The sequence below is a fragment of the Bacillus sp. L_1B0_5 genome (assembly GCF_000836715.1).
Taxonomy (GTDB): domain Bacteria; phylum Bacillota; class Bacilli; order Bacillales; family Bacillaceae_G; genus Bacillus_A; species Bacillus_A thuringiensis_S.
Window position 1 is genome coordinate 1 of sequence record NZ_JXIS01000030.1, and the last position, 26,922, is coordinate 26,922.

Here is a 26,922-nt window from a genome sequence, read left to right on the forward strand (position 1 = left end):
ATCCCCCACTAATTATTAGTTGAACCAATCGGGCTTTTACGGGCAGTTGATCCCCACCTAACTTCTTTGCTTCCACTAAATTTTGAGGTGGGGGTCTTACTGCCCTTTAATGCGGGATAAATAGGAAATCATTATATTCATTTCTCCTGTAGCACAAATATATAAAGATCAACTATTCATCGAATTTACTTTATCAATTTAGATACGTTATCACATTTATTAATAGGACTATGCACATTATTTTCTATTTAAAAACCAAAAATGATAAAATCTTTAGACTTGTTCACGCTTTCATTATACAACGAAAGGAAACCGTCTAAAAGACTAGACGGTTTCCAAAACGGAATTTTATTCTTACGCTTTACCGTTAGAACCGAACTCACGCATTTTACCAGCAACAGTTGCTTTAATAGCGTCACGGCCAGGTCCAATAAATTTACGAGGATCGTAAACTTCTTGGTCTTTGTTTAATACTTCACGAACAGCTTTTGTAAACTCGATTTGGTTCTCAGTGTTTACGTTGATTTTTGAAGTACCTAAAGAGATAGCTTTTACGATATCAGCAGTTGGGATACCAGTACCACCGTGTAATACTAAAGGTACGCCAGTGAAGTCACGAACTTGTTCCATTTCAGCGAATCCTAAGTTAGGCTCACCTTTGTAAGGACCGTGTACAGAACCTAAAGCTGGAGCTAGGCAATCGATACCTGTTGCTTCAACAAGGTGTTTACACTCTGCAGGATCAGCGTAAATTACGCCTTCAGCGATAATGTCGTCTTCTTGTCCGCCAACTGTTCCAAGCTCAGCTTCAACAGATACGTTACGAGCGTGTGCGTATTCTACTACTTTTTTAGTAGTTTCAACGTTTTCTTCGAATGGGTGGTGAGAAGCGTCGATCATTACAGATGTGAAACCTGCATCGATTGCTTCTTTACATTTTTCAAAGCTTGAACCATGGTCAAGGTGAATCGCTACAGGAACAGTGATGTTCATTTCTTCGATTAAAGCTTTAACCATAGCTACAACTGTTTTGAAACCAGTCATATGACGAGCTGCACCCTCAGATACACCTAGGATTACAGGAGATTTTTCTTCTTCCGCAGCAGCTAAGATAGCTTGAGTCCACTCTAAGTTGTTCATGTTGAATTGACCAACTGCGTATTTTCCTTCTAGTGCTGTGTTTAGCATTTCTTTCATAGAAACTAAAGGCATGGTGAATCCTCCTAAAAAACGTTTTTTGTATCCGATAAATTCTTATCGCTGGTAGTATGACCAGGATAAGGTAAATTATGTATATTTACCTACCGGACTTTTTTCTACACTCAATAGGATAACAACTTGTACTCAAAAACTCAACTGTATTCACCTGCTCAATAGTCCATGTAAACGCTTTTTTCCATATTTTTTATAAAAAATTCATTTTTTACGCCTCTACAGCAAGTTGCTCTCTCACAGCTTGACGAATTTCATCAATATCAAATGGTTTAGCAAAATGCATTAAAGCACCTAAATCTTTTGCTTCTTGAATCATATCAAGCTCTCCATAAGCAGTCATTAAAATTACTTTAATACTCTCATCAATTTCTTTTACATGCTTTAAAATCTCTATACCATCCATGCCTGGAATTTTCATATCTAACACTACTAAATCTGGATTATCTTTTTTCACGATATCTAAAGCTTGAAATCCATTCGCTGCTTGGAATGTCTGATAACCTTCTTTTTGGAACACTTCATGTAATAAAACACGAATCCCATATTGATCATCAACGATTAAAATTTTACCTTCCATAATTCCCAACCTTTCTGTGTAAGTACAAGATTTAAAGCTTCTTATATCTTAACGATTTATTTTCGCTATTCTTTGGCAAATCCCTTCCTATTCTTTCTTATTTTACCGTTTCCTATTTTGTTATGCTACCCTACGATTTCACCTTTCGAAAAAAATAAATTATAATGAAAGCCGGCAAACACGTACGAAGGGAGTAACATTATGTTAAAAATTTTTTCAACTCAATTAAGTGGTTATTTCTCCAGAGTTTCCCAAAAAGAGGAAATGAATATAGAAGATAGTGCTCGTTTACTTGCTCAAGCACTAGTTGGCGATGGTTTCATTTATTTATATGGTACAAATGAAATGGAGGGCGTTGTTGCCGAAGCACTATTCGGTGCTGAACCAATGAAGCAAGCAAAACGCTTATTTGAAAATGGTAAAGAAGCAGAAGTAACCTCTGCAGATCGTGTACTTCTTATTAGCCGTTTTTCAACAGATGAAGCGGTTGTAGAAATTGCAAAAAAACTACAAGAAGAGGGACACTCTATTGTCGGCATTTCTGCTCTTCAAAAAGGTACGGAATCACTGGAACAATATACAGACGTACATATTGATACAAAACTGTTAAAAGGTCTTATTCCAGACGATGAAGGTAATCGCTACGGGTTCCCAAGCTTAATAGTAGCTTTATTTGCTTATCACGGAATCAAATTTACAATCGATGAAATGTTAAATGAATATTAAAAAAAGCGCCTTATTTCAGGCGCTTTTTTTATTACTTGCTCTCTTTATTCGTAATAGAAGCTCTTACGAAGTCATGGAACAATGGTTGTGGACGGTTTGGACGAGAAACAAGTTCTGGATGGAACTGTGCTGCCACGAACCAAGGATGGTCTTTTAATTCAATGATTTCAACTAGACGGCCGTCTGGGCTTGTACCAGAGAATACAAATCCTTCTTTTTCCATATCCGGACGGAACTGATTGTTGAACTCATAACGATGACGATGACGCTCATATACAACCGGCTCATTATAAGCATTGTAAGCATTTGTTTCTTCAGCAAGCTTACATGGGTATAGACCAAGACGAAGTGTACCACCTAGGTCCTCTACATCTTTTTGCTCTGGTAATAAGTCAATGATTGCATATGGTGTATCAGGGTTGATTTCAGAAGAGTTAGCACCTTCTAAACCTAATACATTACGTGCGAATTCGATTGATGCAAGTTGCATACCTAAGCAAATTCCTAAGAATGGAACTTTGTTTTCACGAGCATATTGAATCGCAACGATTTTACCTTCTACACCACGATCACCGAAGCCACCTGGTACAAGGATACCATCTGTGTCTCCTACTAATTCTTGTACATTTTCTGCTGTTACGTGCTCAGCATTTACCCATTTTACTTCTACATCTGTGTCGAATGAGTAACCAGCATGACGAAGTGCTTCTACAACAGAAATATATGCATCTTGAAGTTCTACATATTTACCAACAAGAGCGATTTTTGTTTTCTTAGAAAGATTACGTACTTTGTTAACTAGCGCAGTCCACTCTGTCATATCTGCAGCTGGATTGTCTAATTTTAAGTGGTCACAAACGATTTGGTCCATGTTTTGTTCTTGAAGAGATAATGGAACCGCATATAAAGTATCTGCATCGCGTGCTTCGATAACTGCTTTTGTATCGATGTCACAGAATAATGCAAGCTTGTCTTTCATATCTTGAGAAACAGGAAGTTCTGTACGAACAACGATAATGTTTGGTTGAATACCTAAGCTACGAAGCTCTTTAACGCTATGTTGCGTCGGTTTTGTTTTCATTTCACCCGCTGCTTTTAAGTACGGGATTAACGTACAGTGAATGTACATTACATTGTCACGACCAATGTCGCTCTTAATTTGACGGATTGCTTCTAAGAATGGTAGAGACTCGATATCACCAACAGTTCCACCGATTTCTGTAATAACAACATCCGCATTTGTTTCACGGCCAGAACGATATACGCGCTCTTTAATTTCGTTAGTAATATGAGGAATAACTTGAACTGTTCCTCCTAGATATTCACCGCGACGCTCTTTTTGAAGAACTGAAGAGTAAATTTTACCTGTTGTTACGTTGCTGTATTTGTTTAAGTTAATGTCGATAAAACGCTCATAGTGACCAAGGTCTAAGTCAGTTTCTGCGCCATCATCTGTTACGAATACCTCACCGTGTTGGTATGGGCTCATAGTCCCTGGGTCTACGTTAATGTATGGATCAAACTTTTGAATCGTTACATTTAAACCACGATTTTTTAAAAGTCTTCCAAGAGATGCTGCTGTAATACCTTTTCCTAAAGACGATACTACACCGCCTGTTACAAAAATATACTTAGTCATGAAAAAGCTCCCTTCTATTTTGCTGTTATATAATCACCGTTGCAAAGCGCAACGTATGTAGATAACACTGTATCCATCTTATTGTTAGACTCTTTTTATTTTCTAAACAAAAAACAAAAAAGAAAATTGCTCCCCTCATCACATAAAGTAATAAGTAGGGAGCAATTTTCTTTTATATTTACACTTTAAAAGTATTATCGTCCTTTTTTAAAGAGCCCAAAAATGATTCTACATGGACGATAATGAAAAGTCAAGAACTACAGTTCTTCCTCTTCTTCTTCTTCAGTTTCATCATACTCAAGTTCTTCTTCAGCGAAGTCGTCTTCTTCATCTTCATCTAAATCATCAAGATCATCGTCGTCTCCGTCTTCATCTTCAAGAACCTTGTCCAAATCTTCTACATCATCTTCTTCGTCTGCATTTCCGTCTGCATCGTCAAAGTCATCTTCATCTTCTTCAATGTAGTCGTCAAAACCGTCTTCTTCAACTTTACGTTTTTTCTTCGGTTTTGGCTGCGGTAAGATTTCTTCATCAATTTGCTCATATGGGTACCAGCTGCGTAGTCCCCAACGATTTTCTCCTAAATTAATGAAACGTCCATCGATGTTTAAGTCTGTATAAAATTGTGCGAGTTTCGCATTAACTTGCTCTTGAGATAGTCCCAGCACTTGAGCGATTTCTTGAACCAACTCGTTGAATGTCGTTGCTTGTCTTTTATCCCCTAAAACGCTATGTACAACTTCAATCATTGAACATTCTTTTAGCTCTTCTGGTGAATATTGCTTAAAATTCACTTATGCGGCACTTCCTTTCATCAAATATAACCTTATATATAACGGTCTGCCTAAAAAAATCCATACTATTCATTATAAACAAAAGTCGCACAAATATGCTACAAAAAAAACGGGAAACTTTTATATGGCAATAAAATTAATAATTTGTCTGTTCCTTATTTCGGAAGCATATGGGCACCTTGTAACACATACCTAATTTGCATTTCTGTATATTCTTCGAGCGTATACAGTTTTTGCAGCGCCCAGCGTCTAAACCCCCACATTTGTCCTTGTATAAAAATATTATGTGCAAGAAGCTGTATTTCTTTTTTATTTAATATAAATGTTCCGTTTTCCGTACACTGTTCTAAAATATCCTCAAACATTCCTACCATTTGAAACTCTTTTTCTAATACATATGGGAGAGATTCTTTCGGTAAAAAACGTACTTCTTGATACATAATTAATACTTCTTCTTGTAATTCGTCCATCACTTTAAAGTAATTCGTTATCGCTACCTTTAAACTTTCTATACTCCCTTTTTCTGTACAGACTACTTCCTCTAATCGTTCTTTTACATGTTCATATATACTATCACAAACTAAATACAAAACATCATCTTTTGTACGAATGTACTCATAAAGTGTCCCTATACTAAACCCAGCCGCTTTTGCAATCTCTCTCGTTGTGGTACGCGGAAATCCTTTTTGTTTAAACAGTTGCACCGCACCTTTAATCATTTGTTCACGTCTTAACGCAACTAATTTTTCATCTTTCACCGATGCATGTACATTATGTTTAACCATTCCCTTCACCTCTCTCTATTATTTTTTGGAAGGAAAAAGCGTAGGAAAATACCTACGCTTTCGTTCCTACTTCGTTAACATACGAGAAATTACAAGCCTCTGAATCTCTTGTGTTCCTTCATATATTTGTGTAATCTTTGCATCTCGCATATAACGTTCTACTGGATAATCTTTCGTATAACCGTAACCACCAAATACTTGCACCGCTTCAGTCGTCACCTTCATCGCTGTATCCCCTGCAAATACTTTTGACATCGCCGATTCTTTTCCATACGGAAGCCCTTTTGATTCAAGCCAAGCCGCTTGATATGTTAAAAGGCGTGCCGCTTCTACATCTGTTGCCATATCCGCAAGTTTAAAGCCAATCCCTTGCTGCGCCGCAATTGGCTTTCCAAATTGATGGCGCTCCCTTGCATATTCTACAGAAGCATCTAAAGCCCCTTGTGCAATACCAACAGCTTGCGCCGCAATACCGTTACGACCTCCATCTAATGTTTGCATCGCAACTTTAAATCCTTGCCCCTCTTCTCCAAGTAGATTCTCTACGGGAATACGGCAATCTTCAAACATAATTTCAGTCGTTGGTGAAGAGCGAATCCCTAGCTTGCTCTCCTTCTTCCCAACTGAAAATCCTGGTGTATCGCTTTCTACAATAAATGCACTCGTACCGCGCTGCTTCGATTCAGGATCAGTTAGCGCAAAAACAACATAAATATCAGCAATACCGCCATTTGTAATGAAAATTTTTGATCCATTTAAAATATAATGGTCGCCATCTCTCTTTGCGATTGTCTTCATTCCACCAGCATCCGATCCAGATCCTGGCTCCGTTAAACCGTATGCACCAATTTTCTTCCCTTCAGCCATCGGTCGTAAAAACTTTTGCTTTTGTTCTTCCGTCCCAAATTTAAAAATTGGCCATCCCGCAAGTGAAGTATGTGCAGATAGTGTTACACCTGTTGAAGCACAAACTCGAGATAATTCTTCAATAGCAATTACGTACGCTAAGTAATCGCTTCCAATTCCACCGTACTCTTCAGGCCATGGAATACCGGTTAAACCAAGCTCTGCCATTTGATCAAATAACTCTCGATCAAATCGCTCTTCCTCATCACGCTCAGCTGCTGTTGGCGCCACTTCATTCTTAGCAAAATCTCGAACCATTTTTCTTATCATTTCATGTTCTTCTGATAGTTTAAAATGCATCTCCGTCTCCCCCTCGTCCTTTTATAAAGCACGGCTAATAACAAGTTTCTGTATTTCACTCGTTCCCTCATATATTTGCGTGATTTTCGCATCACGGAAAAATCTTTCTACTGGATAGTCTTTCGTATAACCGTAACCACCAAATACTTGCACCGCCTCAATCGCGACTTCAACCGCTGTCTTAGAAGCAAATAATTTTGCAATAGATGCTTCTTTACCGCATGGTAATCCTTGTGCCCTAAGAGATGCCGCTCTATATACGAGTAACCTTGCTGCTTCGACACTCGTTGCCATATCTGCAAGTTTGAAGCCAATCCCTTGCTGCGCCGCAATCGGTTTCCCAAATTGCTCTCGTTCTTTTGCATAATCAATCGCACATGCAAGCGCCGCTTCAGCAATTCCTAACGCCTGTGCACCGATTCCAATTCGCCCAACATCTAAATTCGCCATCGCCACCTTGAATCCTTGTCCTTCTTCCCCAAGTAAATTCTCCGCTGGCACTTTCATATCTTCAAAAGTAAGTTGTACTGTACGAGAACCGAGAAGCCCCATCTTATGTTCATCTTTTCCGATGATTAAACCAGGTGTATCTTTCTCTACTATAAATGCTGAAATCCCGCTTTTCCCTGCCTCTGGATTTGTAGAAGCGAATACAATGTATGTACTTGCTTCACCACCATTTGTAATAAACACTTTCGATCCATTAATAATATAATGATCGCCTTTTTTCACAGCTCTTGATTTCAAACTCCCTGCATCTGATCCTGCATTTGGCTCTGTTAAAGCAAATGCACCTAAATATTCCCCGGTTGCAAGTTTAGAAACATATTTTTTCTTCTGTTCTTCTGTTCCGAAATATAAAATCGGATTCATTCCAACTGACGTATGTACAGCTAAAATTACACCAACTGTTGCACTTACCTTTGAGATCTCCTCAATTGCTAGAATGTAAGAAATAAAATCCATTTCTGCCCCGCCGTATTTCGCAGGCGCTGGAATACCCATTAATCCAAGCTCACCCATCTTTTGCAAAATCTCTTTTGGGAACACCCCTTGTTCCATGCTAGGAACAAAGGGAGCTATTTCCTTCTGTGCAAAATCCCGAACCATTTTCCTCATCATTTGCTGCTCTTCATTAAAACGAAAGTTCATATACTCCGCCTCCATTTGCTATATATCCTCTTAACAATTTGGTAAGACCACTATTTTGTAACAAAGGGGGAATTTATTCGTAAACGTAGAATCCACGACCTGTTTTACGACCTAACCATCCTGCATTCACATACTTACGTAATAACGGACATGGGCGATATTTACTATCTCCTAATCCTTCATGCAACACTTCCATAATGTATAAACATGTATCTAAACCGATAAAATCAGCGAGCGTCAAAGGCCCCATCGGATGGTTCATACCAAGCTTCATTACTTCATCAATTGCTTCTTTCGTCGCTACACCTTCATATAACGTATAAATTGCTTCGTTAATCATCGGTAGCAAAATGCGGTTTGATACGAAACCTGGGAAATCATTTACTTCAACTGGTACTTTTCCAATTTTTTTCGTAATATCTTTAATTGCTTCATATACCGCATCATCTGTAGCCAAACCACGAATAATCTCAACAAGCTTCATAACTGGAACTGGATTCATAAAGTGCATACCAATTACCTTTTCCGGACGTTTCGTTACCGCTGCAATTTCTGTAATTGGTAGAGATGACGTATTCGTTGCTAAAATAGCGTGATCTGGTGCGATTTCATCTAGATTCGCAAATATTTTCTTTTTAATATCCATTTTCTCAACAGCTGCTTCAATAATAAGATCCGCTTCTTTCACACAATCTAAATCAAGCGTTACTGTAAGACGATTTAATGTTTCTTCCTTCTCTTCTTCCTTCATGCGTCCTTTTTCTACTTGGCGCGCTAAGTTTTTCGTAATGATAGCCAATCCTCTATCTAATTGCTCTTGTTTTAAATCTTGTACCTTCACGTCATACCCTGCCATTGCACATACTTGCGCAATCCCTGATCCCATTTGCCCTGCACCAATTACAACAATCTTTTGTACACCCATTTTTTCTTCCCCCTTAATTGTTAATAAATTTTATACCCTCTGAACTTCAATCATCACTGCGTCCCCTTGACCGCCACCGCTACAAATCGAAGCAATTCCAATTCCGCCGCCGCGCTGCTTAAGTGCATGGATTAATGTTACGATAATGCGCGCTCCGCTTGCTCCAATCGGATGTCCCATCGCCACTGCGCCGCCATTTACATTCAATTTTTCTGGATCAATTCCTGCGATTTCTGTACTTGCAATTGCTACCGCTGCAAATGCTTCATTAATCTCGAATAAATCGATGTCTTCAATTGTCTTGCCCGTTTTTTCAAGCAATGCGTTAATTGCATAACCTGGCGTTCTTGGGAAATCTTTAGATTCCACTGCAATTGCTGTATGCGCCAAAATTGTCGCTAATGGCTTTCTTCCTTCTTGCTTCGCTCTGTCTTCGCTCATTAATACAAGTGCAGCACCACCATCGTTTAGTCCTGGCGCATTACCAGCTGTCACCGCTGCTGTCTTATCAAATACTGGTTTTAACTTTGCTAACTTTTCAATCGTTGTATCTTCACGCGGCGCCTCATCCTTTGCAACGACAATAGGATCGCCTTTTCTTTGCGGGATCGTTACTGGCACAATCTCCTCTTCAAAACGTCCTTCTTTATGCGCTGAAACCGCACGCTGATGGCTACGATATGCCCATTCATCTTGCGCTTCGCGAGAAATTCCATCTTCCTTCGCAACTTCTCCGCCATAAACACCCATGTGTGTACCTGAAAATGCGCATGTTAAACCGTCAGCAACGTTTAAATCAATAACTTCGTTGTTTCCCATTCTGTATCCCCATCTTGCTCCGCGTAAAATGTAAGGACTGTTACTCATCGACTCCATACCGCCAGCTACAATCAGTGATTGATCGCCAGTACGAATAATCTGATCCGCTAACGTAACCGCACGAAGCCCTGATGCACAAACTTTATTGACTGTTTCCGTCTGTACTTCCCAAGGGATTCCAGCAGCCCTTGCAGCTTGGCGCGATGGAATTTGTCCCTGTCCACCTTGAATAACCGTTCCAAATATAACTTCTTCAACATCACTAGCCGCAACATTCGCTCTTTCAAGCGCTGCTTTAATTGCAATTCCTCCAAGTTCCGTCGCTTTTACATCTTTTAAAGATCCTCCAAATTTTCCAACTGGTGTTCTTGCAGCACTTAAAATAACTGTTTTACTCATGTTTCTCTCCCCCATTTCATTTTTTAACACTGAGCGCTCGCTCGGTATCCCTACGTTGAGAAGAGGTGCAATCATTGCACCTCTTTCTAAAGTTGTATACATTCTTACAAACTACATCGCTTCTTTTTTCTGTCCGATAACAGATCGTTCTAAAATCTCTGTCACATCAAGAGTTTGGACTTTCTCTTCTACCTCTTTCGCTTTCGTTCCATCACTGATCATCGTTAAGCAATATGGACAACCTGTACCGATAATGGATGGCTGTACAGCTAATGCTTGTTCTGTACGAGCAACGTTAATACGAGAACCTGTTGTTTCTTCCATCCACATTAAGCCACCACCTGCGCCACAGCACATTCCAGTTTCACGGTTACGTGCCATTTCTACAAGATTCACTCCAGGAATCGCTTTCAAAATGTCACGTGGCGCTTCGTACACTTCGTTGTATCTTCCTAAATAACAGGAATCATGGTACGTAACTGTTTCTTCAATAGCGTGAACAGGCTTTAAGCGCCCTTCTTTCACCCACTGAGCTAACAATTCTGTATGATGATAGACTTCTGCTTGCAAGCCAAAGTCCGGATACTCATTTTTAAATGTGTTATAAGCATGAGGATCAATCGTAACGATTTTCTTCACTCCTGCCTTTTCAAATTCTTCGATATTCTTTGTCGCCATCTCTTGGAATACAAATTCATTTCCAAGGCGGCGTGGTGTATCTCCAGAATTCTTTTCTTTATTACCGAGAATTGCGAATGAAATGCCTGCTTCGTTCATTAACTTCGCAAATGATATTGCAATCTTCTGACTACGGTTGTCGTATGATCCCATTGAACCAACCCAGAATAAATACTCGAATTCCTCACCAGCTTTTGATTTTTCTTTTACAGTCGGAACTGTTACTTCGTCATCACCTTGGCGCCATGTTTCACGCTCTTTACGGTTCAGACCCCACGGATTCCCTTGACGCTCGATATTTGTCATCGCGCGTTGTGCTTCCGCGTCCATTTTTCCTTCTGTTAAAACGAGATATCGACGTAAATCAATAATTTTGTCAACATGCTCATTCATAACTGGACATTGATCTTCACAGTTACGACACGTTGTACATGCCCAAATCTCTTCCTCTGTAATAACATCTCCGATTAAACTCGGATCGTAAGCGAACGTTGTAGCCGCTGATTCTTGTTGTCCTTTTCCAGCTGCCATCATCGCTAACTGATTTCCTTGTGTATTATTGAAGGCAACTACTGGAACCCACGGTGCTTTTGATGTTACCGCAGCTCCTTTATCAGTTAAATGATCTCGAAGTTTTAAAATTAAGTCCATCGGCGATAACATTTTTCCTGTACCTGTTGCCGGACACATATTTGTACAACGGCCACACTCTACACAAGCGTATAAGTCAATAAGTTGATTTTGTCTAAAGTCTTCAATTTTACCAACACCAAATGTTTCTTGCGTTTCATCTTCAAAATCAATCTTTTCAAGCTTCCCTGGGTTTGAAAGACGACCGAAGAATACATTAGCTGGTCCCGCAATTAAATGCGCATGTTTTGATTGTGGAACATACACTAAAAACGTTAACAAAATTAGTAAATGCACCCACCAAGAAAAATAGAACACTGAAATGGCTACGGTTTCATTTATCCCGCTAAAAACGTAAGCGATTGCAGAAGCGATTGGTTCACTCCATGAAAGCTCCTCGCCATGCCATATAAGTCCCATACCGTTACCAAGTAGCACAGAAATCATTAAACCACCGATAAAGATAAGAACAAGACCTGATTTGAAGTTACGTTTTAAACGAACAAGCTTTTCTACATAACGTCTATGAAAAGCCCAAAATACTGCAATTAAAATAACAAGTGTGACAATTTCCTGGAAGAATGTAAATGCAGGGTATAGTGGTCCAAGTGGAAGATGTGATCCTGGTGCGAGTCCTTTCCAAACGAAGTCAATTGCTCCAAATTGGACAAGAATAAATCCGTAAAAGAACATAACGTGAATGATGCCGCTTTTCTTATCTTTCAGCAGCTTTTTCTGACCGAAAACATTGACCTTAAGGAGATCCCAACGCTCTTTAAAACGACGGTCAAATTCAATTTTTTTTCCTAATTGTATGTAGGCCATTCTCGTCCGTATAAGATATACAAACAAATATCCTGCATAAGCAATAACAGCAATGGCAGCCAGCCAATTAATGATCAGTAAGCTATTCATTTTTATGCTACCCCTCTCTTTGTAAGCCCTCTTTCTTTTTTGAATCTTCAAAAATATATAATTTTCTGAATTATATCCCCTACCCCCATTATATAATGAGTGAGCATTCAGTCAACAGTTTTTTGTTATAGAACAACACATTTTTTCATAAAGCTGTTTATTTCGGTGAAACTATAAAGTGAAACTTTAATCAGTAGGGGGGTTCATCCCCCACTGATTATTAGTTGAACCAATCGGGCTTTTACGGGCAGTCGATTTCCAAACTAACTTCTGCTTATTCATCAATTTTTGAAGCAGGAAGCTTACTGCCCTTTAAAGCGGGGTAAAGTGAAACTTTAATCAGCGGGGGTGGTTCATCCCCCACTGATTATTAGTTGAACCAATCGGGCTTTTACGGGCAGTTGATTTCCAAACTAACTTCTGCTTATTCATCAATTTTTGAAGTAGGAAGCTTACTGCCCGTTTAAGCGGGGTAAAGTGAAACTTTAATCAGTGCAACATACTATCATCTGATGAAATTTATAATAACAGCCGTGCTACCCGTATCATTTGTAACAAACTGAAGGTGAAAAGAATGCGAAGGAGGGAATTCACTGATGCTCTACTTATCTCTTTTGTTAATATCCATTGCTCTTTGGATTACAATTGACCTTTCATACGGGAGATTTCTTCATTTAAAACGGGTAAGCTCTCGCACTTTCCCTTTACGTCAAAGTGATTTTCACCTTTATACATACGGGAAAGATTTGTACGATGCCTTATTTACTGATATAAAACAAGCACAGCACCACATTCATATTTTATTCTTCATTGTAAAAAACGATAAAATCAGTCGTGAATTTTTAAAGTTGCTGATTGATAAGGCTCAGGAAGGAATTGAAGTACGACTTTTACTTGATCGATTTGGCAGCCATTATTTATCAAACGAATCTATTCGCTCCCTGCAAAAACATGGTGTATCTTTTTCATTTTGTCATAAGGTAAAGTTTCCTCTTCCTTTCTTTTCTGCCAATCAAAGAAATCATAGAAAAATTACAGTGATTGATGGGAAAACCGGTTATATCGGGGGATTTAATATCGGCGAAGAATATCTAGGGCATAATGAAAATTTAGGATTATGGCGAGACTATCATTTACGTCTTACAGGAGAAGGGGTTCAAGATTTACAAAAGCAATTTTTGCATGACTGGTTTGATGATACGAAACAGAATTTATTGAATGCTTCTCTCTATTTTCCAAAACAACACAAAGGTACCATCCTACATCAATTTATTCCGACTGATGGTGCTTATTTACAGCATACTTTTTTACATTTAATTAGAGAGGCGAAAAAAGAAATCTTTATCGGTACACCATATTTCATTCCAGGGAAAAAAATTATGGATGCCTTATTAAAAGCAAGAGAAAGAGGGGTTCAAATCACAATTCTCGTTCCAGAAAAAGCTGATCACCCTCTCGTTCGAGAAGCAAAATTCCCGTACTGCCGAAAATTAATACAGGCTGGTTGCAATATTTACGCATTTCAACAAGGTTTTTTTCACGCCAAAATTATTATAGTGGATGATGATATTTGTGATATCGGAACAGCAAACTTTGATATGAGAAGTTTATATATTAACCATGAAATAAACTGCCTGTTATATAATAAACATTTCATTCAAACAGTAAAAAATAAATTCCATGAAGATCTAGAGAATGCATCCGTACTTTCCTATAGCGATGTAAACCCACCTTCTCTTATCGATAGAGGAAAGGAATGGATTGGAACAATGTTTGCTTTCTTTTTATAGGAAAGACAATGAATAAAAGAGGTGTATCTCATATGATTATGCGATTTGGATATGTCTCACATGCAATGGCACTCTGGGACTGTTCTCCTGCCAAAACAATGACGTTTACAAGCTTTAAAAAACTCAGTAAACAAGAGCGAGAAGACAAACTGTACCATGTTATAAGGCAAAATTTAGAGCACACAATACGTATCCTTCATTACAATATAGCGCATGAAATCCCGCTATATCGCCTATCGTCTTCCATCGTTCCACTTGCAACACATCCCGAAGTCGAATTTGACTATATTGGGGTATTCACACCACTTTGGCGTAAAATAGGCGCTTTAATTAAAGAACACAATTTACGAATAAGTTTTCATCCAAATCAATTTACGTTATTTACAAGCGACAAGCCACATATTACTACTAACGCTATTACGGATATGACCTATCATTATAAAATATTGGATGCTATAGGCATTGCAGATTCTTCTTACATTAATATTCATGTAGGTGGAGCCTATGGAAATAAAGAAAAGGCAATTGAGCGCTTCCATGAAAACATAAAAAAACTTCCTGCACATATAAAAAAACAAATGACTCTTGAAAACGATGATAAAACATATACAACTTCTGAAACTTTATCAATTTGCCAAAAAGAAAATATCCCATTTGTATTTGATTATCATCATCATATGGCCAATCTTTGCGAGGAACCACTAGAGGGGTTGCTTCCTGCAATTTTTGAAACTTGGTCACATACAAATATCTCTCCTAAAGTTCACATTTCCTCCCCGAGATCGGAAAAAGAATTTAGGGCTCATGCTGAATATATCGATTTAGAGTTTATTAAGCCCTTCTTACACGTTGCAAAAAAAAACAATCATAATTTCGATATTATGATTGAAAGTAAACAAAAAGACTTAGCACTATTCCAATTAATAGATGAACTTTCTGCTATAAGAGGAATTAAAAGAATAGGTGGTGCAAAGTTACAGTGGTAAATTGTAACTTTGCACCATTATTTCAAAAAAGTAATTTTTATAGTAAAAAATATTCTATTTTATATGCTATTATTTAAATTAGCATTTTCTCCCCGAGATTCAACTTTATTGAAACGGAGTCATAATATGATTAATCAAAAAAAGTATATACAATCTGTCATAATATACATATTTATATTTGCTCTTTGGATATTCCTTATACCAAATGAGTTGAATATAAAAGAAATCGGGATTCTTTTCTTATTCTGTTTCGCTGCACTTTTTTCTTGCTATTGCTTATGTAAAGCGATTAGAAAAATGACGCATGGTGATAAATTATTTTGGATTTTATTATTATGTACTTGTCTATGCGGGTTAGCTATGGAGATAACTTTATTCCTTCATTCACTTTCTATTCATGAGCAAGTTATATTCTCATATAAAGCATTACCTTTTTTTATCATACAATATGTTTTACTCTTTGTTGGATTTGCTATAAAGTTTATAAAAATTTACTCTATTAAGGGTCTTGCTCAATTTTCATTCGATAGCATCTTTATTGTTATTATGAACATTTATTTCACTTTAACTTTTATCTTGGACCTTTCAAGCTTCCGTATGCTAACAAAGGAAACTTGGATTTTAATTGGCTATTTTATTGCACAATCATTAGTAATTTACGCAGTTATTAGTCTATATAGAAGAGAACAATATTCTTCTAGTAGAATCGCATTAATTATCGGTTTCACTATTATACTCGTATATGGTTACATTCATCTGTTTCAATTAAATTTTGGGATGAAAACTTCTCCTGAATTTAATTATTTAATACACACTGCTTCTATTTTATTAATTGGACTTTCTTCCATACTATATATCTTGGATAAACCAATGCAACATGAAACGAAAGCAAAATATTATCGATTCGATTATGTACGTTTCATACTACCTTATTTTAGTATAATTATTACTTTTTCCTTTATTATCATTCAACCTTGGGATGATAAATTTATGTTAATTGGTCTCGTATTATCACTTATTTTGTTATTCTTGAGACAACTTTACATATGGAAAGATAATCAAGCACTAATCCTTACATACGAACAGTTGACTACACAACTAGAGGACGAAGTTGAAGAAGGTGCATTTGCATTATCAAAAAGTGAACAACGCTATAAATCTTTATTCGAAGATCATCCCGATGCCGTTTTCTCTTTAAATATGAATGGTATTTTTCAACAATCTAATAAGGCGTGCGAAAGCTTATTTACTGCCTATTATTGCGAAGTAGCAAGCTATACTCTGGTACACTTCATTGATTCAAAAGACCACGAACTACTAAAGAAGGCTTTACAAATTACAAAGGAAGGCAGGCCACAAACGTTAGAAGTTCGTACAAAAGAACAAGAAGGCTATTATTATTATCTCCATATTACACTTATCCCTATTTTTATAAACAAAGAAGTGGTCGGAATGTTTGGGATAGCGCGTGATATTACCACTTTATATGAAAAACAAAAACAAGTAGAGCATTTAGCCTTTCACGATGCACTTACTGGATTACCAAATCGCCGAAAATTCGAAAAGGATTTAAAAGCCATGTTAAATACAGCACAAACTAACGCAAATGATGTTGCTGTCATATTCCTTGATTTAGATCGATTTAAAAAAATTAACGATAGACTTGGTCATGACGTCGGAGATTTATTATTAATTGAAGTAGCAAAAAGACTACGCGGTTGCTTGCGTTCAAAAGATGTCGTCGCTCGCCAAGGTGGAGATGAGTTTACAATTCTATTACCAGAAATGTACTCAGAAAAAAGTGCAATTTTTATAGCTGAACAGATTTTAACTATTTTAAACAAACCATTCTTCATTCAAGGCGAAGAACTCTCTATTACACCAAGTATCGGAATTGCGATGTATCCTGATTATGGAACTGATGTAAATGAGTTAATGAAAAATGCTGATATGGCTATGTACCGTGCGAAGGCAAATGGAAAAAACAGATTTGTTTTCTTCTCAAAAGAAATGAGTATTGCTCAAAATGAAATTCAATTCTTAGAAGGTGAACTTTCAAAAGCATTACAACAAAATGAATTTTTCCTTGAATATCAGCCACAAGTAAGCACAAAAACAAAACAAATTATCGGTTTTGAAGCATTAATACGTTGGAAGCATCCAAAACTCGGTATCGTATCTCCTGCCCAATTTATCCCTCTAGCAGAGGAAACCGGTTTTATTATTGAACTTGGCAATTGGATTTTACGTACTGCCTGTTTAGAGGCAAAAAGATGGCATAATCAAGGGTTTTCTCACTTAAAAGTTGGTGTGAATTTATCTGTTGTTCAATTTAACCATGCAGATTTAATCCCAACTATTTCAAAGGTGTTGGAAGAAACAGAACTGAAACCAGAAGCACTAGATATTGAAATTACGGAAAGCATCGCAATTAATCAAAATCAATCTGTAGTTGCAAAACTAGAACAACTTCAAAATCTCGGTATTCAAATTTCAATCGATGACTTTGGAACTGGTTATAGTTCTTTAGCTTATTTAACAAAATATCCAATTAACACATTAAAAATTGCTCGAGAGTTTATTTGTGGAATTACAACTAGCCCTTTAGAAGAAGCAATTGTCTCTTCCATTATTACACTATCAAAAGAACTAAATTTAGAAGTGATTGCAGAAGGTGTAGAAACAGAAGAAGAATGGGACTTTTTACATAGACAAAATTGTGATCACATTCAAGGGTTCTTTATTAGCAAACCTGTTTCTAGTAAAGACGTTTGGATGTTACTCCATAAAAAAACAACCGTCTAAATAAGGCGGTTGTTTTTTAAAACTCAAAAGGTAAATCTGCAGCTACTTGTACCTCTTGATCATTATGAGAAATTATTTGACTTTTCTCTAATGCTGTATCACCTAATGAAATACCCCATGCCATTGCTAACGTTAATAAACTACCAATAAGTAATTTCTTCATATTCCATCACCCACATTTTTTACTTTTAATATATCATGAAAATTTATTCACATTGTATGCAATTATGCATATCCACTTTTTAGGTTGTTTATCTGCTGATTTTATTTACAAGCGCTTCTTTATATGCATGCATTTCTAATATATCAAAAAAGAAACTTGCCTTCTTATATGCATCTTCAATCTCTGCCTCTTCATACTCCAACTTCCTTAGGCATTCACCTCTTTGATAATATAGCTGTCCAATTAATGCCATACTATTAATTCGGCATGATATTTCAATCGCTTTATTTACTTGATAAAGTGATTCTTCATATCGACTATCTAAGTATAATGCTTTTGCATGATTATACCTTACCTTCACGTCAAATTCTTCATTATCATGCAATGCCTCTAATTGTTTTAATATTTGTTCAAATAAATCAATACCCTTCTTCAAATAGCCATTTTCAGCATAAATGTTTGCAATTGCGTTTTCAATATAAAGATTCTGATATACATCTATTCCTGTCAATTGTTGATTGAGCAATTTCTTTAATTCTAAAATACAATATTCGTAATCGACTTTTTTCAATACGTAAGCAGCTACATAATATTGCCATTGAAGAAATTGCTGGAATTCAGGATGATATTCTTCCTTTTTCAGCTCATTCCATACTTTATTATAAATTTCTTTATATCTTTTTTGCTTACAAAGCATAATGACTTGATCTTTAAACTGTTTTTTTCTTTCAATATCCGAATAAATGAGTACCTCATAAAAATGAATAATGGGAATTTGTAATTTTGCTGCAATACCTTGCAATATATCCATACTTGGGTATACTGCACCCGATTCAATTCTGCTTACTTCCGATTGATGACATATGTTCTCGGATAACTGTTTTTGTGTTAATCCTCTCAACACTCTAATTTTCTTAATTTCACTTCCTAATTTCTCTGCGTGCATACTTACTCACCATCCCATTATAACAATCTAATTTTTTAAGTTGTCATACCACTACAATAATGTGAATTCGACAATTTTTGATATGAAATAATGCATAATATATATAAAATTCGGCAAATTTTTCATACAATTCATCTCACATACAATAATAGATTAGGAGTGTTATAGATGAATTATAGAAAACTTGCCAGTGCTTTCGTTACATTCGGTCTTCTTTATCCTTTATCAACAGAAGCTATTCATGCTCAAGAATTGGACAAAAGTGAAGTAAAAGTTGAAATTGCTCAGCCTGGTTTAACCATCGGGAAATTAACACAACCTCAAAATGATACGAAAGAAAATATTGCTAAAAAATATTTAAAAGGTGAGGTAAATGGGGCTAAAGCTCAACAAGAACAAGTCACTACTGAAAAAAATGTAGATTTCCAACCTACAAATAAAGAAAACAAAGAAAATCAAACCGAAGTTCGCCTCGCACAAACATATAAAAACTATAAAGTATATGGCCAAGATCTCATTGTAAAAGTAGATAAAAATGGAGTGATCACAACTGTTAGTGGTAAAGTTGTTCAAAATTTAAATCAACAACCTAATCTTACTATAACAAATTTTTTGTCGAAAAATGAAGTAAAATCTAAATTACGCGATATAGTTCAAATTCCAAGTGATGCAGTTGAGACAGAATTCTCTAGCGAAAACGTTGTTTATAAGAAGAAAGACGGCTATTATACATTCGCAACTGTTATTACATTTACTTATGAAAACAATGAACAAATTATAAACGGCAATGCTATCGTTGATCTAAAAACTGGCGAAGTACTTTTCCAAGAAAAATTCATTAAAAACAAAGAGAATAAGACTATAAATCAAGTAACATCACCTAGATTATCCTCTGCAAGTGAGCAAGGAACTGGGAAAAATGCACTTCAAGAAAACATCTCTTTCAATATTGCCAAAGGAACTGATGGAAAATTTTATTTAGCCGATTTATCACGCGGAAATGGTATTTATATTTATAATGCAAACTACGCCGATTCCCTCGGGGGATATAGTCAAGCTGGTTATCCAGGGACACTAATTTCAAGTAGCACTCCTAATTTTGTAGATAAAGAAGCCGCGGGCGCTATGAAGAACATGAGTGATATTTATGATTACTTTAAGAAAGAACATAATCTAAAAAGTTACGACAATAAAGATTCAAAAGTTGTTGCTAGTGTACACGGTTTTGATTCTACTGAAGTTAGTGATGGTGTAAAAGAAGACTATGTAAATGCATTTTGGCATCCTGCTTGGAACCAAATGGTATTTGGTGATGGTTTAGACGGAAAACTAACATCAGCTCTTGATGTAACAGCTCATGAATTTGGACATGCTGTATTCAGTGGCACGACGAAAAATAAAGTCGTGAGATATCCAAGCGCTGAAACATCCGCACTAAACGAAGGGTTAGCGGATTTCTGGGGTACACAAATCGAATATTACGTAAAGAAAGATAAAGGAAACTGGATTATGGGCGATACATTAGGTGGCCTAACAATTCGTGATATCCCAAGGGAAATTGGTGACGGCGGTCATAAACTATATACAAATTTACAAGATTTCTATAACGATGGTAATAATCAAGAATCACACGTGAATTCTGGTATTATTAGTCACGTATTATATCAATTAGCTGAAGGTAAAACATATAACGGTGTTGCTGTTCAAAAACAGGGCAATGAAAAAGTAAGCAAAGTTGTTATGCGTGCATTGCAAAATTACGCAACTTCCGCTGAAGACTTTGAATCACTTCAATCTCACATCGTACAAGCTGCAAAAGATTTATATGGCACTGACGTATCAAATGAATTTGCAAAGGCATTTGAAGCGCATGGTTACAAGTCGTTACAAAAAGTAAATCAAGTAATAGAAGTACAATAATTATAAAAAGAAGGTTACCTCTCATAGGTAACCTTCTTTTTATATCCAACCCTTTTCTTCCGCAATTGTAATTGCCTCAATTCTATTTTTCGCATCGAGCTTCGTTAATACTTCAGAAATATAATTACGTACTGTACCCGGTGAAAGATAAAGTGCCTTCGCAATTTCGTTTGCGGTCTTTCCTTCTTTCGCAAGCAACAATACTTCCTTTTCTCGATCTGATAACGGATTTTGCTCCTGCCATAAGCCAAACATTAAATCTTGGGAGACCTCTCGTTTCCCCTTCATTACATTACGAATTGCTGCCGCTAAATCTTCACTTGGGCTATCCTTTAATAAATAGCCGTGCACACCAGCTTTCATTGCTCTTTCAAAATATCCCGGCCGTGCAAATGTGGTTAAAATCATTACTTTGCATGATGATTTTTCTTTCTTTAACGTTTCAGCAACATCTAATCCACTTTGAATCGGCATTTCAATATCCATAATACTTATATCTGGTTTTAACGACTCAATTAATTTTAGGGCCTCTTCCCCATTTGCCGCTTGTCCAATTACTTCGATATCATCTTCTAGATCAAGTAGAGCTCCTAATGCACCACGAAGCATCCGTTGATCTTCTGCAATAATAATTCGAATCATGCCCTCACCTCATCTTTTCCTGTTCTAATAACAACTGGAACTTTTACTGTTAATAGCGTCCCTGGATTGATTGCACCTAGTTCAACAAATCCATCAATAAGAGCAATTCGTTCTTTCATGCCGCGGATACCATTTCCATCATGATTTTGATCCATTAAACCGATTCCGTTATCTTCTACTTTCAAAATCAGCTCACCTTGCGATTCTAATATAGAAACCGTGCACCTCGTTGCCTTGCTATGTTTTACAACATTTGTAACGGCCTCACGTAAACACATCCCGACAATATTTTGTTCAATTGGTGATAACGAGCTTGAGCTGGCTTCTTGCCTCACTTCTAATTCAATATTAGCTGCTTGTAAGATCGCTTTTATTTGCTCCAACTCTTCTTCTACCGTAATCATGCGCATATCAGAAATTAATTCTCTCAGCTGTTTTAAGGCTGTACGAGATGTCTGTGTAATTTCCTTCGCTTCCGCACTTGCACGCTCTGGATTTTTCACAATTAACTTCTCAACGAGCTGACTTTTCAAAGTAATAAGAGATAACGTATGCCCTAATGTATCATGAAGATCTCTTGCAATCCGCTGCCGTTCTTCACGTTTTACTAAGTCTTTAATTTGCTCGTTTGCTTCATTCAGCTGGTTCTTTAACATCTTTTTCTGATTAAAATTGCGCATACCAAATGGCGTAAGAAGCATTAAAATAAACATCGGAACGATATTTACTAAACTTGTAGTTGTTAGTTGACTCATATTTACAAATAAAAATGCTCCAAGCATTATAACTAACGAACATAACAGCACTCGAAATACTTTCTTATTTGGCGCAAATCCCATCGCACTTGCTGTGAAAAAGCCAAAAAATATCATAAAAGGATTATAAAATAAAGCAAATAAAAAGATGAGTACCATTTGAATACACGCCCAAAAAACAAACGTCCTCTGAACAAAATAAAGCTGACGGTATGTGACGATAAAAATTATCAACATACCGCTTCCTATTACAAGCTTCCATCCTGATGCCTGCGCTAAGTGATAAATTGGAAATAATAGATAAACAAACCACATATACGGGAAGAATCCCATATGTTTCGGAAAAATCTCAATCCTCTTCTTCTCTATCATTTATACCGCTTCCTGTCTTTTTCTTATATATATTGATACTACAACAAATATAAAGAAATAACCTCCTAATACCGCGATATTTTCCCATCCAATTGATTTTCCAGCTACAATATCCCACGCACCACTTCCGAAATGGTATGTCGGTGTCCATTCACCAATCGTTCTTAATATTTTTGGGAATACTTCAATCGGCATCCATAACCCACCAACTATAGCTAAACTCATATTTAAGATATTTGCTAAGCCAGCAGCTGCGTCCGCTTTCTTAATGGAACCTATTACTGTTCCTAACGCTAAAAATGGTGTTACCCCTAACAATAACCATAACCCCGCACCAATCCATTGCCCTACTGTTAACTCAACATGATTAATCAATATCCCTGCTATAAAAATAACTAAGATTGAAAAAGCATTCACCACTGTTTGGGCAATAATTTTAGCAGTTATATACGCACCCTCTGGAAGTGGTGTGATTTTCAAAAGATGTGTCCATCCTTGCCCTCTTTCCTGAGAAAGTCTCACACCAAAACTAAAGAGTGCAGTCCCTACAATACTGAAAGTTGCCATCGAAATTAAATAGTGTGCTTTCCACGCATCTCCGTTTTGTGGTACTTGAACAACATTTGTGAAAATGTAGTAAAACATAACAGGCATTAATAATGAGAAAAAGATAAATAATTTATTGCGAAATGTACGTAAAATTTCTATTTTACACTGCATCCATAACGCTCTCATGCGATTTCCCCCTTCTGATTTGCGACGAACTGTTCAAATGCTTCATCAAGGCTTCCACGTTCAACTGAAACATCTGTTACAGGTAAACTCCTTTGATAAATGGCTTTTAAAGTTGCATCCGTATCCTCTGTTGTTAAAATGAAGCGTCCTTCGTTTGACTTTACTTCTGTTACATTTGGTAATTCCTTTAGTAACTTTGTAGGAATGCTTTCCTTCGAGTAAAATGTGATTGTTTTTCGCGAAATCGTTGCTTTCATTTCGTCTGGTGTACCATCTGCGATAATCTTTCCATTCGCAAATAATAAGATACGATTCGCTAAAGCATCTGCTTCTTCTAAATAATGCGTCGTTAAAATAATCGTTTTCCCTTCACTTGCTAACTTTCGAATCGTTTCCCAAAACGTTCTTCGAGACGTAATATCCATTCCAACTGTCGGTTCATCTAAAAATAGCAAATCTGGATTTCCTGCAAGTGCGAGTGCAAAGTTTAACCTTCTTTTTTGCCCACCTGATAATTTCTCACATCTTTGCTTTCGCTCCGATTCTAAATTTGATAGCTGTAATAACGTTGCTTTCTCTACCGGACTCGTATAATAACTACGGAACAACTCAATTGCCTCTTCGACTGTAATACTATCAATGACACTTACTTCTTGTAACATCGCACCGAGGCTATTACGAACATCTCTATGCTTTGGACTCTTTCCAAATATAGAAACAGTTCCTTCCGTTGGATCCTTTAATCCAAGCATCATTGACATCGTCGTTGTTTTACCCGCACCATTCGGTCCAAGCAATGCTACGATTTCTCCTTTATTTACATGAAATGAAACGTTATTTACTGCGTTTTTATGTTTAAATGTTTTAGAAACACCATTTACTTCAATAATCTTTTCCATCTCTCCACCCCCGCTGTTTCTTATATTTACATTGTATTACTTGGAAAACTTAGGAAACAGTATGATGCGTCATGACATCGATATGACAATTGTCATGTATTCTTTATGAGAGGAATCAATCCGCATACTGCAAGCGAGTAGCAGGACGAAAATAAACATGATACAATCGGGTAAGATATATATTCGAGGAAGGACAGTGGTTTTCATGATTATTCGTAATGAACAAGATTTAGAAGGCTTACGAAAAATCGGCCGCATCGTTGCGCTTGCACGTGAAGAAATGAAAAAAGAAGCGAAGCCAGGTATGACAACGAAAGAGCTTGATTTGATCGGTAAAAAAGTATTAGATGAGCATGGTGCTATTTCTGCACCTGAAAAAGAATATGATTTTCCAGGTGTAACTTGCATTAGTGTAAATGAAGAAGTTGCTCATGGTATTCCAGGAGATCGTGTATTAAAAGAAGGCGACTTAGTAAACGTCGACGTATCTGCTGCACTTGATGGCTATTATGCAGATACAGGTATTTCCTTTGTACTTGGAGAAGACGAAGCAAAAGAGAAGCTTTGCCAAGCAGCAGTTGATGCATTTTGGGCAGCAATGAAAAAGGTTAAAGCTGGCTCAAAACAAAATCAAATTGGTCGTGCTGTTTCAAACTTCGCACATAAAAGTGGATACAATGTTATTCAAAACTTAACTGGTCACGGCATTGGTCTTAGCTTACATGAAGCACCAAATCATATTTTAAGCTACTATGATCCAATGGATAATGCGCTTCTAAAAGACGGTCTTGTTATCGCTGTTGAACCGTTCATCTCTATGAAAGCTGATCATATTATTGAGCGCGGTGACGACGGTTGGACATTCGTTACACCTGATAAAAGCCTTGTTGCACAATGTGAACATACCGTTGTCGTAACACGTGGTGAACCAATAATCTTAACAGAAATCTAATATAAAAAACGGCTGTTTTGTAGATTTATTCCACATAGAACAGCCGTTTTTTAATTTTGGGAAAATATGTGAACTATTGTTGAACTCTTTATCATTTAAGTATATAATCTTTAGCGGAGGTTACTTAAGCTTATCTTTACTAAAAAGATATTGTAACTAAGGAGGAAAACACCTTCTTTTTTACTGCTTAAACAGTCTCAAAAATGACCGTAGTAACGGGTTAGTCGAATATTCTGTAATCCTTATATTCCTCTAACAATGTAAGAAACTATCATCTTTCAACTTCGGTCCACTAATCGCACAACTCTCTTTAGACAAAATAAACAACTATTTTCAAAGTACATATTGTCTTCATTCTGACCAAAACCAACCCTATCTAGATTTTTATTTCCACATAACTTTAAGGCAAAATAAGCCTTCACAAAGGGATACACTACCTTGGTTAGTATGTATCGTAAAACTTACCTTTATAACCATTCTTTTTTACTAGATATACATGAAAACTATCTCACATATAAAGGTCTGATATCATTCTTTATATCAGTATTTTTTTCGACATTTTTTGTCGAATTGTGTATATTTCCACAGAACTGTGTAAATATACATTTTGTTTTACGTTAAACAATACTACTTTGAACATAATCCTGTTTGTCTGAGAACGCGTATCGAAACGGAGGGATAGCAAAAAATAAATAGCTTATAACAAATACTTTTAATATTCCATTTGTTCATATGGAATAAGTCCCCAATGGACAAATGAATGTTCAGAGGAGGAAACATGAAAAAACTTTTCAATGTATGTTTAATTGTATTCGTACTATTTTCGCAACTTGCTAGTTTTCCATACAATCAAGTAAAAGCGGAAACCTTAACAGGAGATTCCTTATTTGACACTGTTGAAATGAAAGATGCAACGAATCATATTATTGACGAAGCATTAAATCCTAACAACTTAGTAAAGATAGGATCAACCATTCAAGTAGAATACGCTTGGTCAATAAAGGATCAACAAGTTGCACACGCAAATGATACAGCAGTAGTTCAAATACCACTTGCATTAAAAGTATCTAAAGATTTGCAAGGGAATTTAGTAACAGATCAAAAAAATATTGGTCAATATTTTATAACAGCTAAAGATAATAAATTAAAATTAATATTTAATGATCAAGTAGAAAATTTGAAAGACGCTAAAGGAAAAATTAAAGTTGATACCGTGTTTAACTCAACTTTAAAAACTGGGGAAAAATCAGTTCAAATCGCTTTTCCTTTAGGAACAATGGTTCAGCCTATATCAGTTCCTGTTCAGGTAGAAGACTCTAAAGAAGCTGGCACCAAACAGGATACTAATAAACCAGTGCAAGATCCAGTGGCTAAACCTGTTACTGATAATCCGGAGCAAGATCCAGCAACTAAACCTGTTACTGATAATCCGGAACAAAACCCAGCAACTAAACCTGTTACTGATAATCCGGAACAAAACCCAGCAACTAAACCTGT

The 26,922-nt window shown here is 36.6% G+C and carries 23 protein-coding genes; 7 read left to right on the forward strand and 16 right to left on the reverse strand.

The genetic code is table 11. The annotated features are described in order from the left end of the window. Positions 1-354: 354 nt before the first annotated feature. Together RT27_RS10340 and spo0F are read right to left on the reverse strand one after the other, a co-directional pair. The gene (locus tag RT27_RS10340) at positions 355-1,212 is read right to left on the reverse strand and encodes a class II fructose-bisphosphate aldolase (RefSeq protein WP_001131859.1); all 858 of its coding nucleotides are present in this window, start codon (positions 1,210-1,212) and stop codon (positions 355-357) included. A 211-nt stretch (positions 1,213-1,423) separates the two neighbouring features. After that, complete coding sequence (spo0F, locus tag RT27_RS10345; protein ID WP_000398593.1) at positions 1,424-1,792, reverse strand: sporulation initiation phosphotransferase Spo0F; 369 nt, start codon at positions 1,790-1,792, stop codon at positions 1,424-1,426. A 201-nt stretch (positions 1,793-1,993) separates the two neighbouring features. Between spo0F and RT27_RS10350 the strand changes: the two genes are divergently transcribed. Further along, positions 1,994-2,518: a DUF2529 domain-containing protein gene (locus RT27_RS10350; RefSeq protein ID WP_016079640.1), complete on the forward strand. Its 525-nt coding sequence runs from the start codon at positions 1,994-1,996 to the stop codon at positions 2,516-2,518. A gap of 31 nt (positions 2,519-2,549) precedes the next feature. Here the strand turns inward: RT27_RS10350 and pyrG are convergent, their stop codons facing one another. From pyrG to RT27_RS10390, 8 genes are all read right to left on the reverse strand, one after another. Continuing rightward, on the reverse strand, positions 2,550-4,157 hold the full coding sequence (pyrG, locus tag RT27_RS10355) for a CTP synthase (protein ID WP_016079639.1): 1,608 nt from the start codon (positions 4,155-4,157) through the stop codon (positions 2,550-2,552). A 257-nt stretch (positions 4,158-4,414) separates the two neighbouring features. Continuing rightward, the gene (gene rpoE / locus RT27_RS10360; protein ID WP_016079638.1) at positions 4,415-4,951 is read right to left on the reverse strand and encodes a DNA-directed RNA polymerase subunit delta; all 537 of its coding nucleotides are present in this window, start codon (positions 4,949-4,951) and stop codon (positions 4,415-4,417) included. A 155-nt stretch (positions 4,952-5,106) separates the two neighbouring features. Continuing rightward, positions 5,107-5,736, reverse strand: coding sequence for a TetR/AcrR family transcriptional regulator (locus tag RT27_RS10365; RefSeq protein WP_000238601.1), 630 nt, complete (start codon positions 5,734-5,736; stop codon positions 5,107-5,109). A 66-nt stretch (positions 5,737-5,802) separates the two neighbouring features. Next, on the reverse strand, positions 5,803-6,942 hold the full coding sequence (gene acdA / locus RT27_RS10370; RefSeq protein ID WP_043936038.1) for an acyl-CoA dehydrogenase AcdA: 1,140 nt from the start codon (positions 6,940-6,942) through the stop codon (positions 5,803-5,805). A gap of 21 nt (positions 6,943-6,963) precedes the next feature. Beyond that, positions 6,964-8,094, reverse strand: a complete 1,131-nt coding sequence (locus RT27_RS10375; protein ID WP_001011174.1) for an acyl-CoA dehydrogenase — start codon at positions 8,092-8,094, stop codon at positions 6,964-6,966. 73 nt (positions 8,095-8,167) lie between these two features. Then, positions 8,168-9,019 carry a 3-hydroxybutyryl-CoA dehydrogenase gene (locus RT27_RS10380; RefSeq protein WP_043936041.1) on the reverse strand — a complete coding sequence of 284 codons (852 nt, stop codon included), beginning with the start codon at positions 9,017-9,019 and terminating at the stop codon, positions 8,168-8,170. A 30-nt stretch (positions 9,020-9,049) separates the two neighbouring features. Continuing rightward, the gene (locus RT27_RS10385; protein WP_043936043.1) at positions 9,050-10,339 is read right to left on the reverse strand and encodes an acetyl-CoA C-acetyltransferase; all 1,290 of its coding nucleotides are present in this window, start codon (positions 10,337-10,339) and stop codon (positions 9,050-9,052) included. A 9-nt stretch (positions 10,340-10,348) separates the two neighbouring features. After that, complete coding sequence (locus tag RT27_RS10390) at positions 10,349-12,460, reverse strand: (Fe-S)-binding protein (protein WP_043936044.1); 2,112 nt, start codon at positions 12,458-12,460, stop codon at positions 10,349-10,351. Positions 12,461-13,056: 596 nt separating this feature from the next. On the opposite strand from RT27_RS10390, the gene cls reads away from it, so the two are divergent. From cls to RT27_RS10405, 3 genes are all read left to right on the forward strand, one after another. Further along, positions 13,057-14,250 (forward strand): cardiolipin synthase, encoded by a 1,194-nt coding sequence (cls, locus tag RT27_RS10395; RefSeq protein WP_016079634.1) that lies wholly within the window; start codon positions 13,057-13,059, stop codon positions 14,248-14,250. A 32-nt stretch (positions 14,251-14,282) separates the two neighbouring features. Beyond that, the gene (gene uvsE, locus RT27_RS10400) at positions 14,283-15,236 is read left to right on the forward strand and encodes a UV DNA damage repair endonuclease UvsE (RefSeq protein WP_016079633.1); all 954 of its coding nucleotides are present in this window, start codon (positions 14,283-14,285) and stop codon (positions 15,234-15,236) included. Positions 15,237-15,362: 126 nt separating this feature from the next. Beyond that, positions 15,363-18,041, forward strand: coding sequence for a DUF4084 domain-containing protein (locus RT27_RS10405; RefSeq protein WP_016079632.1), 2,679 nt, complete (start codon positions 15,363-15,365; stop codon positions 18,039-18,041). Positions 18,042-18,057: 16 nt separating this feature from the next. Here the strand turns inward: RT27_RS10405 and RT27_RS10410 are convergent, their stop codons facing one another. Together RT27_RS10410 and RT27_RS10415 are read right to left on the reverse strand one after the other, a co-directional pair. Continuing rightward, positions 18,058-18,204 (reverse strand): quorum-sensing peptide PapR, encoded by a 147-nt coding sequence (locus RT27_RS10410; protein ID WP_016079631.1) that lies wholly within the window; start codon positions 18,202-18,204, stop codon positions 18,058-18,060. An 88-nt stretch (positions 18,205-18,292) separates the two neighbouring features. Then, positions 18,293-19,150 carry a helix-turn-helix domain-containing protein gene (locus tag RT27_RS10415; RefSeq protein ID WP_016079630.1) on the reverse strand — a complete coding sequence of 286 codons (858 nt, stop codon included), beginning with the start codon at positions 19,148-19,150 and terminating at the stop codon, positions 18,293-18,295. A gap of 168 nt (positions 19,151-19,318) precedes the next feature. Between RT27_RS10415 and RT27_RS10420 the strand changes: the two genes are divergently transcribed. Next, positions 19,319-21,070 carry a M4 family metallopeptidase gene (locus tag RT27_RS10420; RefSeq protein WP_043936046.1) on the forward strand — a complete coding sequence of 584 codons (1,752 nt, stop codon included), beginning with the start codon at positions 19,319-19,321 and terminating at the stop codon, positions 21,068-21,070. A 39-nt stretch (positions 21,071-21,109) separates the two neighbouring features. On the opposite strand, the gene RT27_RS10425 is transcribed toward RT27_RS10420, so the two are convergent. The 4 genes from RT27_RS10425 to RT27_RS10440 are packed head-to-tail and all read right to left on the reverse strand — an operon-like array spanning position 21,110 to position 24,473. Further along, positions 21,110-21,712, reverse strand: coding sequence for a response regulator transcription factor (locus tag RT27_RS10425; protein ID WP_016079628.1), 603 nt, complete (start codon positions 21,710-21,712; stop codon positions 21,110-21,112). Beyond that, positions 21,709-22,839: a sensor histidine kinase gene (locus tag RT27_RS10430; protein ID WP_016079627.1), complete on the reverse strand. Its 1,131-nt coding sequence runs from the start codon at positions 22,837-22,839 to the stop codon at positions 21,709-21,711. The genes RT27_RS10425 and RT27_RS10430 overlap by 4 nt, the downstream gene beginning before the upstream one ends. Next, positions 22,840-23,574, reverse strand: coding sequence for an ABC transporter permease (locus RT27_RS10435; RefSeq protein WP_043936048.1), 735 nt, complete (start codon positions 23,572-23,574; stop codon positions 22,840-22,842). After that, on the reverse strand, positions 23,571-24,473 hold the full coding sequence (locus RT27_RS10440) for an ABC transporter ATP-binding protein (protein WP_016079626.1): 903 nt from the start codon (positions 24,471-24,473) through the stop codon (positions 23,571-23,573). Before RT27_RS10440 ends, RT27_RS10435 begins: the two co-directional genes overlap by 4 nt. A gap of 157 nt (positions 24,474-24,630) precedes the next feature. On the opposite strand from RT27_RS10440, the gene map reads away from it, so the two are divergent. Both map and RT27_RS10450 read left to right on the forward strand, forming a co-directional pair. Then, positions 24,631-25,425, forward strand: coding sequence for a type I methionyl aminopeptidase (gene map, locus RT27_RS10445; protein WP_016079625.1), 795 nt, complete (start codon positions 24,631-24,633; stop codon positions 25,423-25,425). Between the two features lie 778 nt (positions 25,426-26,203). Then, a partial coding sequence (locus tag RT27_RS10450; protein ID WP_043936050.1) for an Ig-like domain-containing protein occupies positions 26,204-26,922 on the forward strand: 719 nt, incomplete at its 3' end.